This is a genomic window from Shewanella sp. SW1, assembly GCF_025653545.1.
GTDB lineage: Bacteria > Pseudomonadota > Gammaproteobacteria > Enterobacterales > Shewanellaceae > Shewanella > Shewanella oncorhynchi.
In genome coordinates, this window is record NZ_JAKKSG010000015.1 from 70445 (window position 1) to 84375 (window position 13931).

The window sequence follows — 13931 nt, forward strand, 5'->3', positions numbered from 1 at the left end:
GACTTATATTTTTAGAAGTGCCCTATTAATGCGGCTTGATTAGTTAAAGCTGGCTAACTTGACGCCGCCCTGTGGACGGCTAAAGGCATTTAAACGGCGCTCCCACTCAAGCCGACCTTTGCGAATTTCGCCTAGGTCCTCGGTGGTCATCGTCTTGCCGTTGATCGTGGTTTGCTTGCCTGCCAACACATCAAGCTCGGCCTGAAAGTACGCATCGATCATCTGTTGGCATTGGGTTTGGGTCATGCTGTTATCCTTGGCTTTATGGCATTGACTACAGCCAACCGCCAGAACTGCCACCACCGCCACCGTTTAGGTAAGCAGCATTCGCATTGGCCTGTTTTGCGGCTTTGGGTTTAGGTTCTTTGGGTTGGTCGCTTGATATGGCGATCGGGGTAACTTTTGAAAGCTTGTCGAGGTTGATACCGAATTTCTCTATCGCGATATACAGCGCGGCCAAGGCGTAAACAAAACAATCTAGTGCCTCGTTGCGGCGCTTGCCTGCAGACCATTTATAGATAACGCGCCCTTTGTCGCGCACTGGCACCTTGCGTTCACTGGTGAGCTGTTGCAGTTCAACGTCATCACATACCGCTTCGTTTAGCGGGAAGTGAATCGCACCAGGCTTGCGCACATCAACATCAGGGGCAATTCGCAACATCGACATCAACAACTCTTTGGCGTTGTCAGTACCGACCTCCGTTAAGTAAACGCCTTTGGCGGTTCGCTTACGGGGGAAATTGGCGATCGGCTTGCCGTAAACGTTGGCGCCTTTAAGCGGGATCACCCGCATTAGCCCAAGCTTTTTACTCATGGCATAAACGTCATCGGTGTAGTGACCACCAGAGTCCCAACCAGCGACGCCGATATTCAGCACAACGCCATCGGCACGGGCATAACTTTTGGCGATACGCTCGGCCACTTTGTCTTTTAATACTTGGCTTGCTGGGTCGCCATATAAAATAAAGCGGTCGATTAATGCCGCCTCTTTACCTGCGCCCCAACCCCAAATGCGGCCCTCATAACGGTCGTCTTGGGTGTCGATACCTGCCGTTAAATACACCACCCAGTTAGGCACTTTGCCACTCGGGTACATTTCGCGACGCTTAGCTAAATCTTCCCACTCTAAGCGCTCGCCGTTGTCGTTATCCCACGGTTGGCCTAACTTAGTGTTGACGAAGGTTTGCAGCTTTTCTTTATCGCCTTTGGCTTTAAAGAACTCAGTAACCAGTTTCGCCCAGCTGTTGAGCGAGTTATAGGCCGACCAGATATGAATCGAGATATTGGGTGGTGTGGTGATGTCGCTTCCGTCGGCATCATAAAAATCTAAAAAGTCGCCGGTGCGGATGCCGGTGTTTTCGCATATCCAAATCGCGCTTGGGTGCAGCTCCATATCGTCGAGCTGATTGTTTTCGATGCAGCAACCACAGTGCTCGCATAGGTAATAGGCTGTGCTTGGGTCATGCTCGCCCTTGGCATTTTTATGCCACTTAATACCAAAGGGTTCTTCGGGGCCGCCCCACTTTAAATCCTGCAGTTCGTCGCAGTGTGGGCAAGGCAAGTTGAACCTAAAATAGTGCGGTGATTCGCTGCAGGCTTTTTCAATCTGGCAGGTACCGAGCACTTTAGGCGTTGAACCGCGGATCGACTTAGGAAACATCGACAGTTCGATACGAGTATCACCGAGCGAGGTTGCGTTACCTTCGTGCTCGATGGATTCATCAAAACCCGCTAGCTCATCGTAGATCACATCATCAGTGGAGATTTCGCGATAGTTAGCTGCAGCGGTACCACCGCGCACCATCAGCGTTTTGCCGTTGGTGAAAATCTTATCTTCTAGCGTGCTGTCTTTATGTTTGCGGCCCATCCAAGGTGCAAGCGCGCGCCAAACGGGGATGTCACGAATCGCCGTTTCAACGTGCTTTTTCATGAAGGTTTTGGCTTGACCATCACGAGGCTGATAGATCAGCACGTTGCGCTTTTTGTGCTCAATCTTGTAAGCAGCGTTAGCCATCAGCATTTTGGTGTAACCGACCCGCGCTGACTTCATTAAGTTAAGCGTGCTGATTTGGTCGTTACCCATGGCATTAAGAATGCCAATTTGAAACGGTAAACTTTCCCACTTGCCCTCGGTGTAAGAGGACTCAGACGACATGTAAAAGTGCTCGTCGGCGTACTGTGAACAGGTGAGCATGGGTGGGCGATAGAACGAACGCAGCCCAGCAGAAACGGCGGCTTTCAGATTTTTAATCTGCGCTGCCGATATACTCATCTAATAAACCCTCAATGCCCTCCGCAAGATCGGCGGCGGTGTTTTGGCTTTTAATCACCTCCGCTTTGATAGCGTCGATTGTGCGTTCTGGAATGTCGGGAAATTTGCGTTTTACCCGTATATGTATTTGATCGAGCACTGGGGCAATTTGCGCAGCAATGCGATTTAGCACAAAGGTGGCAAAGAGCACTTCGACCACTTCTTTACGGTCTTTTTCGTTTTTAAGCTCTTGGCCGTCGGCTTGTGCTCGGGTTAAGCGCCAGCGTTCGAAGTCGATATTTGGCGCATCGGGATCATCTTCGTCGGGTTTAGTGATGGTTTTTTTGCGCTCGTTGGCAACTCTGTTGCCCACCACATCGGCCATCTTGTATAAACACACGCGACCGCGCTTGCTGTGCACTGGCACGTCCCACTTATCAAACGCTTGGGTGCTGATCTCAAGGCTTTTGCATAGGTCGGTTTTACTCAGTAGAACAGGCTCGGGTGGTGATGGTTGAATGCGGGCCATTAGGATGCTCCACTTGTTTTAGCAGGGCGGCTTTCAGTTGCATGTCGGCGGCGTGAAGTTCTTGTTTGCGCTTTTCGTCTTTTTCTTCTTGTAAGCGCTCTCGTTGCTCTTTGCGACGCTCACGTTGACGGCGAAACTCTTGATAAGCAAAGTTGCCCAAAAAAGTGAGGAAGGCGAGTAATACGCCAATTAACATCGCCACTTTATCCATAGTAAAGGCACCTCCCAATGTGCTCATTAGTGACGATATATAGGCGCTCAACGTAAACCCTTTTTGGGTGGCAACATCATTAATGTATGGATTGTTCATGCTGTTTTTCCGTTCGCCATGTTTCGATGTTATGCAAATCGGTATCACACTTGGTGATCACGGCTAAGAGTTGAATGATGCAATCGGGCAGATCGGCATTAGCGTCTGAACTACATTCGGCTGGCAGGCACTGGCTCATTAATGATTGCGGCGGTAGTACATATTGGGTCTGCTTGGTGACTACGGTGCGCGCAATAGGCGGCGTGTTTGAGCAGCCGCTTAACATCATCAGGCACAGCAGTATTAGCCCAACTTCGGGTTTGTTCATTGGCTGAGGTCCTTAGTTTTTTAATGGCGTCTCGCTGATCAGCAAGCTGGCGATCAATCTCGGCCTTGGCTTTAGCGGCTTTTTCATTGAGCGCTAAGGCAAAGGCGTAATCCTTAGCGAGCCTGTCACGCTCGATGGTCTGCGCTTGCAGTTCATCGGTAACAACCGTGAGATAATCTTGCAGCATGCGCTGGTTAACGGCGGCGGTTTCTAGCTGCGAGTTTTTTAACGCGAGGTCAGCTTTAACGGCGGTGAGGCTAAGGCCAAGTAGCGTTATCACTATGATGAGCGCAGCAATCAAATACAGATGCAGCGAGCCCGTGGCATTAATGATTTTATTCCACATATAAATCCTTTAAGCAGATTGTTTGCTCTTTTGCGCGGCGTTCGACTAAGCCTGGTAACTTGATGTCACGCGCATAGACAAACCCATTACAGCCCTTTTTTCCGCAGGCTTCGGTGAGTTGGTGGCACGCTGCCACCCGTTCGCCGCGGAGTAACAATTTGCGCAAGGTGGAGGTTTGAAAGTTACCCGCGCCAAAGTTATAAATCAGACTGAGATAAGCAGCGTGTTCACCTTCAGTAAGTTGCACCGGATACGTTAGCCGCCGCAGCTGCCGATCGGCTTTACCTAAATCCTTGGCGAACATTTCAATGCATTGCTGCTCGCTAAAAAACTGGTTGTTCTCAAGCTCGGGGGCAGTGTGGCCAAAGCAAGCAGTGATAACTTCCACCGGATCAAGATAGGTGTGCAGAACGGGCTCGCCGTTCGGCGCTTCAGCGGGGGCAATCAAATTAGCCCCAGCCAGCGCGACAGCAGAAGAAAGCCCCAGTGCCACGAGCTTTTGCTTTAATGACATAGGTCAGTCTCCTTTAAAATGAGGTTAGCCTTAGCGCGGCCAACGGTTAGATCAACGGTGAGGTAGCCGCCTCTAACAGCTGATGTTTTTAGTGTCTTTCAACGTCCGTAGCGGCAATGTCAAACACCACGGCAACACATACCCACCACGACCACCATTGCAGCGACCGTTTTTTTTCAGCGGGGGTTAGCTAACGAACAGCTATTTGGATGTTTGCGAACAAGAAATAGCGCCAAATAAAAAGGGCCCCTAAAAGGAGCCCTTGGCAGAGAAATAACGTGCGACTGAATAAATGTAACCTTAGCAAGCGTATACAAATGTACTCGATTTTAAGGGCCTTGAAAGCGGCAAATGTGCCGCATAAAGCGACAAAAGTGCCGTTTCGGAATTTGTAAATATGTGATACGTGAAAACTTAATCACAGAGGATTTATTGTTTTACTTATCACTTAAGTGATTTAATCCAAAAATGAGAAACTGTTAGATTGTACCTCGCCATTTTCAATCACCTTTGAGTCAATCACTTGATAGGTGGTTTTTGTATTTTCATCTCGTTCGAGAACCTCGATTGAAGTTATACCGTCTTTAGAGCTGGTACTAAGTACACCACCACATGCATTAAGAGCTTTTGAGAACTTTCCATCACCACCAGTAATCTTCACCACAGATAATACTTCAGCGCAAGAACTGCCACCTGTAGCACCTGTCACCAAAACATATGCAGATGTTTCATCACCACCGATCAATTCCGCAGTTACTCCCATGAGCATTGTTTTACCCAAAAGCACACCATCAACCATGTAAGTTTGCTGACCATATATAGGGCTATCATCTTCTAGAACAGTTTCAATAACAAAAAGCCCTGCTTTAGTTTCAATCTGGGTAATTTCAGTTTTTGCATGCACTACATTAGATAAAAGAAGGGCTAAAAGTAGAGGGTAAGATCGGGACATTTTCATTCCTTGAAGTTAACGATCAAAAAAGATCTAAAGTTGTGGTAATTATCAAGCTCAGATGATAGCAACAATTTGTTAACACACAAGTGTTTTTCAAGGGCTATTAGATAGTTAGTTGTCGAATTTTGAGGATCTGAAAGTAGAAAATTTCATAAGCATAAAACAACAACCAACCTCCCCAAAATTCTCATATGTAGTGAAGCATTGCGCGTCACTGCCCCCGCAGTGAAGGCAGCCGGAAGGACCCGTGATGATAATAGGTCGCATCTAGCTCTGATGATAGCCATTCTCATTTGAACAAGCCGCGCCTAACCTATTGACAAAGATGATATTTCACAACCAAACAACTCGTCGCGATAGTACTTGAGTTCCGCTATCGACTCCCGAATATCGGCTAAGGCTTCATGCTGATACTGCTTAGCCTTAATCGCATTACGCTCAACCTCTGGCGCCCAAGCTCTAGCTGCGAGCCCTATTGCTGATATGTCTAGCTGCCTGTAATGCATGTACTCATGAAGCTCAGGCATTTGGCACATGATAAACGAACGATCAAGCATGATTGAGTTACCAGCAAACACCACACCAGTCTTAGCTTTACGGTCATGCTTAGGTATTCCCAGTGCTTTCAGGTGTTCGAGTACCATCTGCTCAGCATGTGCTAACGATACTGATGAGGCACGAACAGCAGCTAACAACCCACTCTTGGTATGCACATCTATCGCCCACTCATGTGACCTTGCAATGTGTTCATCGTCTTGATGCACAACAACGTGCAGCGCTTCACCCACTTGGTTTAACTCACTATCAGTCACGATAAAGGCCAGCTCAAAGATAGGGTAATACTCCATACCCAGCATCCCATTGTCTAAGCGGCCGTTCAGTCCACCCGTTTCTAAATCTCCAAACAAAAAGAATTGCTCCATCACCCACCTCACTTTACTAATTGAATCTCTGCCCTTCTCAACCAATACACATACGACTTCTTACTGTCGAACCCCATCAATGCCCACTGGCCTTTGCACACGTAACAGGTGCGAATCGCCCGAATACAGTTTGGCGATAACCGCTCAATCATCCTATCGAACTGGACCACCTGCTTAGGAACGCTCAACTCCCTAACCAACGCACATCCATAAACCTGCACCTCACCTAACTTATCGCAAGCACTGCGATTAGTGAAACCTTTACCGAGTTCTTGGAACGCCCAATAACGCCCCCAGGCATTGAGCCCAGCACGAAGGGCTTTCATGTTGACCAAGTCATCACGCCCATCAGCAACCAATGTCACTCTTAAATTAGATGGCCTCATTCGCTACCTCCGTGATCTGCTCAATCGATAAATGAAATACATCATCCAAGATGGCAAGAAAATGGTTAGAAGGAACATTGCTCTTACCGCTCTCCCATCGCTGATAAGTACGGCGATCCACTCCGTAAATCTCAGCCACTTCATGCTGACTAAAGCCCCGAATACCACGCCCAGTTTTTAGAATGATTGCTGACCGATTGCTCATAAAACCACCTTATTTAGTGCCATTGCATACTCTTGTAAGGCTGATGCAACGATCATCACAGCCACCCACTCGCACCAAGGGTTTGAGTACTCCCAACATTCGCAGACGATCTAGGGATTATCTCGGGCGCAACCTCACTAAAACCGAGCGAAATTAAATGCGCGTGATACGCATCAAGCGCACTCAACATACCCTTATCCAAAGTCGAATGAACATAGGTACGCAAAAGCACAGGCAAGGCATGATTAAGCAACCGCTCACCCACCATAGTATCCACGCCCATATCTTGGATAATCGTTCGGCAAAGCTTACGCAGATCATGCGAGGTAAACTCTTTAAACCGAATCGTCTCACTCCAATAATGCGCAGTGCGCTGACTAATAGCGCCAACATCACCCGCAAACAAAAACGCCCGCTTACCCACATTTTTAAGCTGCCACTGCAAATAATGCTGGATCAGCGCCTTAGCCGTAGGCGTTAACGGTAGCCGGTGCTCTTGGCGGTTCTTCGCATTCGCCGCAGGAATAAACCAAAACTCACCCGCAAAATGCTCCCATCGTGCCAAACGGGTTTCACCAATGCGCGTCCCAAACATCAGCATCAACATAAACAACATCGCCACCGGCATAAATGCATCCCGCAACGCCACAAACAACGGCCCGAGGTCCGACTCCATCAAGCGCGTATCAGGCTTAGGTGATAAGGTTAAACTCATCGTCACTCGATAACCCATCAGAGGATTAAGTAATAACAACCTAAAATCCGCCGCCAAACTCAACGCCCGCTTAAGCACATTCACACTCAAACGAATGTAATGCGGCGCATAACCCTCATTCAGCATCAGCTTCACCAACGCACTATCCACCACCAAAAACGACAACTCAGCCAAGGCCACATCACCCAACTTAGGCAACAACTGCTTACGCATAATCGACCTACAGTTATCGCGCCAGCTCGGGCTTAAGGTCGAATTACCATCCAAATAATCCCCATACCACAACAGCAAATCAGTCACAGTCGCAAACTCACCGCGCAACACATCCGCACCCGCACTACGCTTAGCCAGCATCACAGGTAAATCCGCTAAAAACGTCTTAATACACATGCTTGGCCACACGCCTTGCTTCTTCCAAACCGTCTTATCTCCCTCATTGATCACCAAATGCACACTCGCCTTCGTCCTATCCGCCGTCGCCCGTAAACGCAGCTCAGGAAACTGCGGGTCCCTAAAATCCCGAGTCAAACCGCCACGTAACCAACGGCGCAGTGCTGCATCGTTCAACTTACCCACCTCAACCCCGCTAGCAGCCATCGTTTGCCCCCTTAAGCCCAAGGTTTGCCCGTAAATTGGCAATAATCGATTTCGCCTTTGACGCCTCAGTCGGCCGCGTCACCGTTTCTGGTAGTGCTTTTGGCAACTCAACATCGGTCAACTCGCCACAGCTAAAGCGCCTGCATAACACTTTGTAATTGCGCTCAAAGGTCATCAACACGTCCTTTTCAAGCCCAGTCGCAAACATCCAACTGCCTGTCTCGCGCACCGCTAAGCGCACCACATCATGGCTCCATGTATGCTTGTCAGGGTGATGGTAATGGCGGGTTGCCTCCTTAAACGCCGCTTCCAACTTGGGCAATCCCAAATCACAGGCCGTGGGTTGGCACCACAAAGCAAACTGGCGCGGTGTCGGCCAAAACTGCCTATCGCCCTGCTCACGTCTCGCGCGATTCAACCCCGCTTGCACTTGCTCGCGGCTCGCAATCCCTTGCGCGGCCAAGGTTTTAAGCCACTCACCTTTGTGGGTCGCTTCGTCCTCAGGCCGTGGCGCACTCACAGGGAACAACACCCGCAACTTGCTAAACACGCTGTCCACAATCGCCATATCCATCGCCGTCGGCTCAGGTTGCGTCACCCGTTCGCCCTGCCCAACCAGCGGCTGGCGCATCAAGGTCTGCAGTGATTTCATGCTCGTATTTTGCTTGGCAGTCATATCAAAGGATCCTCAGGGTCATACACCGCATGGCGCCAATCCACTTGCCCAACGGCAGTTGCTATCGGTCTTGGCAACGGCGTTAGCCAATGGCGTTCGCGGATAAACTTGGTAATACCGAGCACAAACTGGCCGTTAGCGCTAAAGCCCCAACTTGCATCCAGCGCCGCAGCCTCCTTCAACCACGTCACCGCCAGCACGCAATCGGCGTCGGTCAGCTTTTCGGCCTTCCACGCTTTCCACGCAGCCGAATCCGACCCGCCTTTGCGATGGGCGGGATAGGCTTTAAAAAACGCATTGAAAACCGACTTAGCACTCGTTGCTGGACAACTATCTTTTAAAGATTCATTGATAGGTTCTAAAGAGTGATAGATTCCGGTGCTATCTGGTGGCACAGGGGGTGTGCTATCTGGTGGCATACCTATGCTATCTGGTGGCACCCCTTCGGTGCTATCTGCTAGCACAGGGGGTGCTACCTCGTAGCAGATTGAAATCGTGTAAATATTGGTTAAATTTCCCTTAGGTCCCTTACGATTTTTAATCGTCACAAAACCCATATCAACCAAGGCCGCAATATGCTTTCTCACAGTGCTATGACCAATCTCGCACTGGTCAGCAATATGCTGATGGCTCGGCCAACACTCGCCATTATCGTTCGCGTTGTCGGCCAGCTTAATCAACACCAGCTTACGCAGTGGATTACCCACCTTGGCCTTCATCGCTTTTACCATCAATTCCATGCTCATAAGCCACCGCCTAACTGCGCGACAGCCAGCACAAAATTGACGAAATCATCATGTATACGTAACATGTAATCGCCTCTCTTAGGTATTAAGCCCGCGCTCAGTCGCCAAACTTTAGCGGGCTTTCTTATTTCAACTTAAACCCTTTATGTTTTGTCACATCATCAATACTCAGCCATCCAAGTGATAAATATCCCGCGCCAAATTAGTCCGTAACTGGCTATAAATATCGCGCCGCTTGATATGCTTGGCCTGATTAACGGGGTCAATCCGCGTCACCTCAATCGAACGCTCGGCGCGCATTTCTTCCATCTGCAAGTAACCCAAAAACCAATCCACGCACACCCGCGGCAACATCAAGGTGCCTGCATCACCTAAAATCACCCGACTCACCACTTTGTTGGCGATCTCCACTAAGCTGACGGTATCTAACGCCTCTAACTCGGGTTGCGTTTGCAACAGCTCAACAATGCGCCACACCTGCGCACGGCTAAAATTATCCAACGTAGTAAAACCGTAAAAAGTCGCTAACTCGCGCCGTAAATCAACTTGGCACATGGGTAAGGTGTTTTTACTCAAGGCTGCTGCCTGCATCATCAGCACGTTAGCTTGAGCAACCAATAACGCGACCTTTGGATCGGCCGCTTCATCCTCTCGCCGCATATAATCTGCAAACGCTGGCGTAACAGGTTCATCATCACGATTCGCAACATCGCCATGCACCGAACACACGGCGCCGCCCTCCAAACAACAGATTAAACATTCAGGATCAAACATACCGCCCCCTTGCATGCCTTAAAGCCGTGGTATCAAGGCCGACAATTGACCCAAAGCCCATGCTTACGTAACATGCTGTTGCCTAACTTAGGTATTAAGCCCGCTGCCTCCACAGCTCTAGCGGGTTTTCTTATCTTTACCGCTAATCAACATGCCAATCACTTCTCGGCCGCGTATTGCGCCGCCTTACCGCCATGACTCGCTAAATACGGATACGCCAGCTCTAGCGCTGCCATGCTGGCTTGCGTGGTCGCCGCCGACTCTTTTAACTCTCGGTGCGCCGCCACTAACTGCTCTCGCTTGGGCTCCTCGCCCAAATGGATCACCGCCACTTGCGCCTCGGCGTTCTCTTTGGTGAGCGATGCCGCCATATCGGCCACATGCAACACATGGCCGTCACTCATGCGATCGGCAATGACCGTCACCCCAGTGCAACCAAACACATCGTTGAGATACTGCACCCGCAAATACTCGGGCAGCGCCGCCACCAGTGCTTGCTCAACATGAAACAAGCGATCAACCTGCGGATGTTGGCCCTCGTACTGGCCAAGCCAACGGAACAGCTTTTGGGCATTAATTCGCGCATCGTTGTGCACGTCTTGACTGCTGGCAAAGCTAATGCCCTCCGCCGCTAACACCTCGCTTAGCCCAAGGCGCTCAACCGCCGCAACAAAATCTATCGCCAGCGCAAAGCGCGTCATCTTGGGCAACTCCAACACCCGATGAATCGTTTTCATCAACAAATTCAAACGGCTGTCATTTTTACGTGAATGGGTTTTCATGTGTACTGTCCTCCTTCAACCTAAAGTGAACCTAAGCCACATTCGCCGACTCAGGATTATCTAAAACAACGACGGGATTAACTTTGAGTGCGCCATCGGTTAGGCGCTCGATTTGATAAGCGCGGAGCTCTGGAACGTCTTCACCCCACTGGCTAATTGCAGAAGGTTTAATATTCAAAACCTGAGCTAGCTTGGTTTGAGAACCATAAAATTTGACGGCATCATCTTTTGTCATGGGTTGATCTCCACATTAAACAAATAAGTTTTCTTACACAATAGAAAGAAAGGAAACTTATGTCAACAAAAGATAAGATCACTTACATGAAAACACTCGGTCAGCGCATACGCGAAAAGCGTAAAGAATTAGGTATCACCCAAAAAGCACTTGGTGCTTTAGTTGGGGTCTCTGCTGTTGCAGTAACACAGTGGGAAAAAGATGAGACTGCTCCAAAGGGCGCAAATTTATTTGCTCTGGCGAAATCATTAAAATGTGATCTCAGCTGGCTTCTAAATGGACAGGTCGCTTCGAAACCTGAGTCGAATGCTGAATGGGCAGGCGGGTTTGATCTATGGGACAACGATAGCCCATTAGGTGATGATGAGGTTGAGATCCCCTTTTACGTGGATATCGAACTGTCAGCGGGCGAAGGCATTGCAGAAGGTGTTGAATATAAAGGCCCCAAGCTCCGTTTTGCCAAAAGCAGCCTTAAGCGCCAAGGCGTAAACACGGACCATGCGGCCTGTGTCAAAGTGAATGGCAACAGCATGGAACCTGTATTACCCCACGGTTCAACTGTGGGCGTGGATACCTCAGCCACCGAAATAGTTGATGGTAAAATGTATGCCATTAACCACGATGGCATGATGCGCGTCAAAATGCTCTACAAACTCCCCGGTGGTGGCTTACGTCTACGCAGCTACAACCTTGATGAATATCCCGACGAACGCCTCGATGCCGACCAACTAAAACAGGTTAAAGTGATCGGCAAAGTGTTTTGGTACTCAGTCCTTATATGAAGTTTAGTTTTTATAGCGTCCTAAATTTCACTATTAAAAACTAATAATTTAAACTTGAATTTTAAATTATTTACTAGATCTTTGGCCCCCAATTATTACGTTCTGCAATTACTTGCCATTCTGGTTTTTGATTACCAATTAACTGTTGGCAATACTGAATCAAATTTATAATAGATGCGTCGGTACTATGCATGAGACATATAGGAGTTGATTTATTAATACTTATAACATGATACTTTTGCAGCTCAGTGATAACATTAAATAAACACTTAATTAATTCTTTATCTTCTGTTACTGCTTTTACTTTACCAAGTTTAGTTATAAGAGAAGCTACTGTTATAGTTTCTTTACTTAATGCAATCACATTTTTGTACAATTTCATTATCTCACCCTATTCAATACGACAATTATAAAATTCACAAAATACAGACTTTCTCACAGAGAAAAACACAGGAATAAATCTATTATCACAAAAATTACAATTACCCTCTGACAATTTGCTGCTTAGAATTAGTCACAAAATTTGTCTTTGATAGTGGAGACTTGTAATAATCTTCATCTAGAAATCTTAGAAGCATTTTCAAATCAGATTTGTTATTAGGAATACTTATTACTTCAACACCATCTACATCTATTGTTACAAACGGAATATTAAAATCAATCGCAGCGGCTCTCATTTCATGAATAGGAACGTTCTGCAATATACCACTTTGTTGAATTAATGATATCTTCCTTCTAACCCATGAATCTGCCAAAGGCAGAAAAACCTCAGAATCCACTGATTGAATTCTTTCTGCATCCAAAAACTCTTGAACATCATCGTCAGTTGCAACCTTATAATATTCACTTAGATCAAACATTTGACGAGTTGTATGAAAACTATAAAACTTTAATTTTCCTAATTCTAAAGTAGCAGTCAATTTATAGTCAACAGTAATACCGATACCTTCTATTTTCTTGTAAACATTATTAGAATGGAAAATTGACAAACCGTTAGTCGATATAATTTTGCGTCTATCAAAATTTTGAAGAAGTATTTTTATAGTTCCAACATCAGTTTCATAGCCAGTAAACAATGCCTTTATCTCAAGAAAGAAATCTTCATTAGGATTAACAGGCTCAACACCTAAAGGATTTATTATTGCATTTTCTAACCCATCAATATCATCGTAGCCATCAATGTATAGCACCTCATCATGTTCTGGTTTGTACTTCCCATCGAACTCAATTTCTTCATGAGCTGCATCAAAAAATTCTTCTTGGATTTTCAAGTACTCGGTTAACTCAATCTGAACTGGACCAGACAGTTCAAACTTAACAATTCGACTTGCTGGATTGTTTGTTAATGCAAAAAGGCTTAGCAACATATATTACTCCATGATCATTCCGTCAGACAGCTTAATAACTTGCCTGATATCCTTAGGGCTTCTAATTACTCTTTGAGTTATCAACATATAAACCATGCCGTCACTCGATTCGACCTTATAAAATCGAAACTTTAATAGATAAAGTATAGGGTGCGATGGGATATTGGAAATATACCATGCGACTATAAAAATCAATAAAATAACCATTGAAGCTATAACAAAATTAATCTCTGCCATTTTCATAACTACAGGAGCGGCGTAACTAGCCAGAAAAACAAGCAAAAAATAGTCAGCGGATTCAACCTTTTTCGCAATAAAATTTTCTCTCTGGGCCTCTTTCTTTGCTAAATATAGTATTAAAAATGGTAATGTCATGCCTAACAACGAAATTACTGATAGTTGAACTGTCAATAAATCAACACTTCCAATAGTATAAAATCTAACACCTGCAAGCACCAAAAGTGTTGGTGAAAAGGCGGATACAAACAAGACGGTTTTAAGACAATTTCTCACAATTTAGTTCCATTAATTAGCGAAAGTTCATGCTTACTATTCATTAACCATCTTTAC

General features: G+C 46.9%; 21 protein-coding genes. 1 reads left to right on the plus strand and 20 read right to left on the minus strand.

Going from position 1 to position 13931, the window contains the following annotated elements:
• Nucleotides 1–39: 39 nt before the first annotated feature.
• The 17 genes from L5M71_RS14385 to L5M71_RS14460 all read right to left on the minus strand — a co-directional run bounded on the left by L5M71_RS14385 (nt 40) and on the right by L5M71_RS14460 (nt 11212).
• A complete protein-coding gene (locus L5M71_RS14385; protein ID WP_106649468.1) occupies nt 40–246 on the minus strand; it encodes a hypothetical protein in 207 nt (68 codons plus the stop codon).
• 28 nt (nt 247–274) lie between these two features.
• Nucleotides 275–2272 carry a phage terminase large subunit family protein gene (locus L5M71_RS14390; RefSeq protein ID WP_263208339.1) on the minus strand — a complete coding sequence of 666 codons (1998 nt, stop codon included), beginning with the start codon at nt 2270–2272 and terminating at the stop codon, nt 275–277.
• Nucleotides 2247–2780 (minus strand): terminase small subunit, encoded by a 534-nt coding sequence (locus L5M71_RS14395; protein ID WP_263208340.1) that lies wholly within the window; start codon nt 2778–2780, stop codon nt 2247–2249. Before L5M71_RS14395 ends, L5M71_RS14390 begins: the two co-directional genes overlap by 26 nt.
• Nucleotides 2734–3090: an HP1 family phage holin gene (locus tag L5M71_RS14400; protein ID WP_220592014.1), complete on the minus strand. Its 357-nt coding sequence runs from the start codon at nt 3088–3090 to the stop codon at nt 2734–2736. Before L5M71_RS14400 ends, L5M71_RS14395 begins: the two co-directional genes overlap by 47 nt.
• Complete coding sequence (locus L5M71_RS23150) at nt 3071–3319, minus strand: hypothetical protein (RefSeq protein ID WP_227500694.1); 249 nt, start codon at nt 3317–3319, stop codon at nt 3071–3073. The genes L5M71_RS14400 and L5M71_RS23150 overlap by 20 nt, the downstream gene beginning before the upstream one ends.
• Entirely contained in the window at nt 3201–3704 is a 504-nt protein-coding gene (locus tag L5M71_RS14405) for a hypothetical protein (protein ID WP_263208341.1), read from the minus strand. The genes L5M71_RS23150 and L5M71_RS14405 overlap by 119 nt, the downstream gene beginning before the upstream one ends.
• Nucleotides 3694–4218 carry a lysozyme gene (locus L5M71_RS14410; protein WP_263208342.1) on the minus strand — a complete coding sequence of 175 codons (525 nt, stop codon included), beginning with the start codon at nt 4216–4218 and terminating at the stop codon, nt 3694–3696. Before L5M71_RS14410 ends, L5M71_RS14405 begins: the two co-directional genes overlap by 11 nt.
• 457 nt (nt 4219–4675) lie before the next feature.
• Nucleotides 4676–5170, minus strand: a complete 495-nt coding sequence (locus L5M71_RS14415) for a hypothetical protein (protein WP_263208344.1) — start codon at nt 5168–5170, stop codon at nt 4676–4678.
• Between the two features lie 311 nt (nt 5171–5481).
• Nucleotides 5482–6096, minus strand: coding sequence for an oligoribonuclease (gene orn, locus L5M71_RS14420; protein ID WP_263208346.1), 615 nt, complete (start codon nt 6094–6096; stop codon nt 5482–5484).
• Between the two features lie 8 nt (nt 6097–6104).
• On the minus strand, nt 6105–6482 hold the full coding sequence (locus L5M71_RS14425; RefSeq protein ID WP_263208348.1) for a hypothetical protein: 378 nt from the start codon (nt 6480–6482) through the stop codon (nt 6105–6107).
• A complete protein-coding gene (locus L5M71_RS14430; RefSeq protein ID WP_115335513.1) occupies nt 6469–6687 on the minus strand; it encodes a helix-turn-helix transcriptional regulator in 219 nt (72 codons plus the stop codon). Before L5M71_RS14430 ends, L5M71_RS14425 begins: the two co-directional genes overlap by 14 nt.
• A gap of 55 nt (nt 6688–6742) precedes the next feature.
• Entirely contained in the window at nt 6743–7999 is a 1257-nt protein-coding gene (locus L5M71_RS14435; RefSeq protein ID WP_263208350.1) for a tyrosine-type recombinase/integrase, read from the minus strand.
• Nucleotides 7989–8675, minus strand: a complete 687-nt coding sequence (locus L5M71_RS14440; protein WP_263208352.1) for a replication protein P — start codon at nt 8673–8675, stop codon at nt 7989–7991. Before L5M71_RS14440 ends, L5M71_RS14435 begins: the two co-directional genes overlap by 11 nt.
• On the minus strand, nt 8672–9421 hold the full coding sequence (locus tag L5M71_RS14445; RefSeq protein ID WP_263208354.1) for a helix-turn-helix domain-containing protein: 750 nt from the start codon (nt 9419–9421) through the stop codon (nt 8672–8674). The genes L5M71_RS14440 and L5M71_RS14445 overlap by 4 nt, the downstream gene beginning before the upstream one ends.
• A gap of 168 nt (nt 9422–9589) precedes the next feature.
• On the minus strand, nt 9590–10195 hold the full coding sequence (locus tag L5M71_RS14450) for a hypothetical protein (RefSeq protein WP_263208357.1): 606 nt from the start codon (nt 10193–10195) through the stop codon (nt 9590–9592).
• A gap of 158 nt (nt 10196–10353) precedes the next feature.
• On the minus strand, nt 10354–10977 hold the full coding sequence (locus L5M71_RS14455; protein ID WP_263208359.1) for a hypothetical protein: 624 nt from the start codon (nt 10975–10977) through the stop codon (nt 10354–10356).
• A gap of 31 nt (nt 10978–11008) precedes the next feature.
• Complete coding sequence (locus L5M71_RS14460; protein ID WP_263208361.1) at nt 11009–11212, minus strand: Cro/CI family transcriptional regulator; 204 nt, start codon at nt 11210–11212, stop codon at nt 11009–11011.
• A 59-nt stretch (nt 11213–11271) separates the two neighbouring features.
• Here L5M71_RS14460 and L5M71_RS14465 point away from each other — a divergent pair, with 59 nt between their 5' ends.
• Nucleotides 11272–11994, plus strand: coding sequence for a helix-turn-helix transcriptional regulator (locus tag L5M71_RS14465; RefSeq protein WP_263208363.1), 723 nt, complete (start codon nt 11272–11274; stop codon nt 11992–11994).
• 73 nt (nt 11995–12067) lie between these two features.
• Here L5M71_RS14465 and L5M71_RS14470 read toward each other — a convergent pair whose 3' ends face one another.
• From L5M71_RS14470 to L5M71_RS14480, 3 genes are all read right to left on the minus strand, one after another.
• The gene (locus tag L5M71_RS14470; protein WP_263208365.1) at nt 12068–12376 is read right to left on the minus strand and encodes a hypothetical protein; all 309 of its coding nucleotides are present in this window, start codon (nt 12374–12376) and stop codon (nt 12068–12070) included.
• Nucleotides 12377–12476: 100 nt separating this feature from the next.
• Entirely contained in the window at nt 12477–13361 is an 885-nt protein-coding gene (locus L5M71_RS14475; protein ID WP_263208367.1) for a DUF4868 domain-containing protein, read from the minus strand.
• 3 nt (nt 13362–13364) lie between these two features.
• Entirely contained in the window at nt 13365–13874 is a 510-nt protein-coding gene (locus tag L5M71_RS14480) for a hypothetical protein (protein ID WP_263208369.1), read from the minus strand.
• Nucleotides 13875–13931 lie beyond the last annotated feature (57 nt).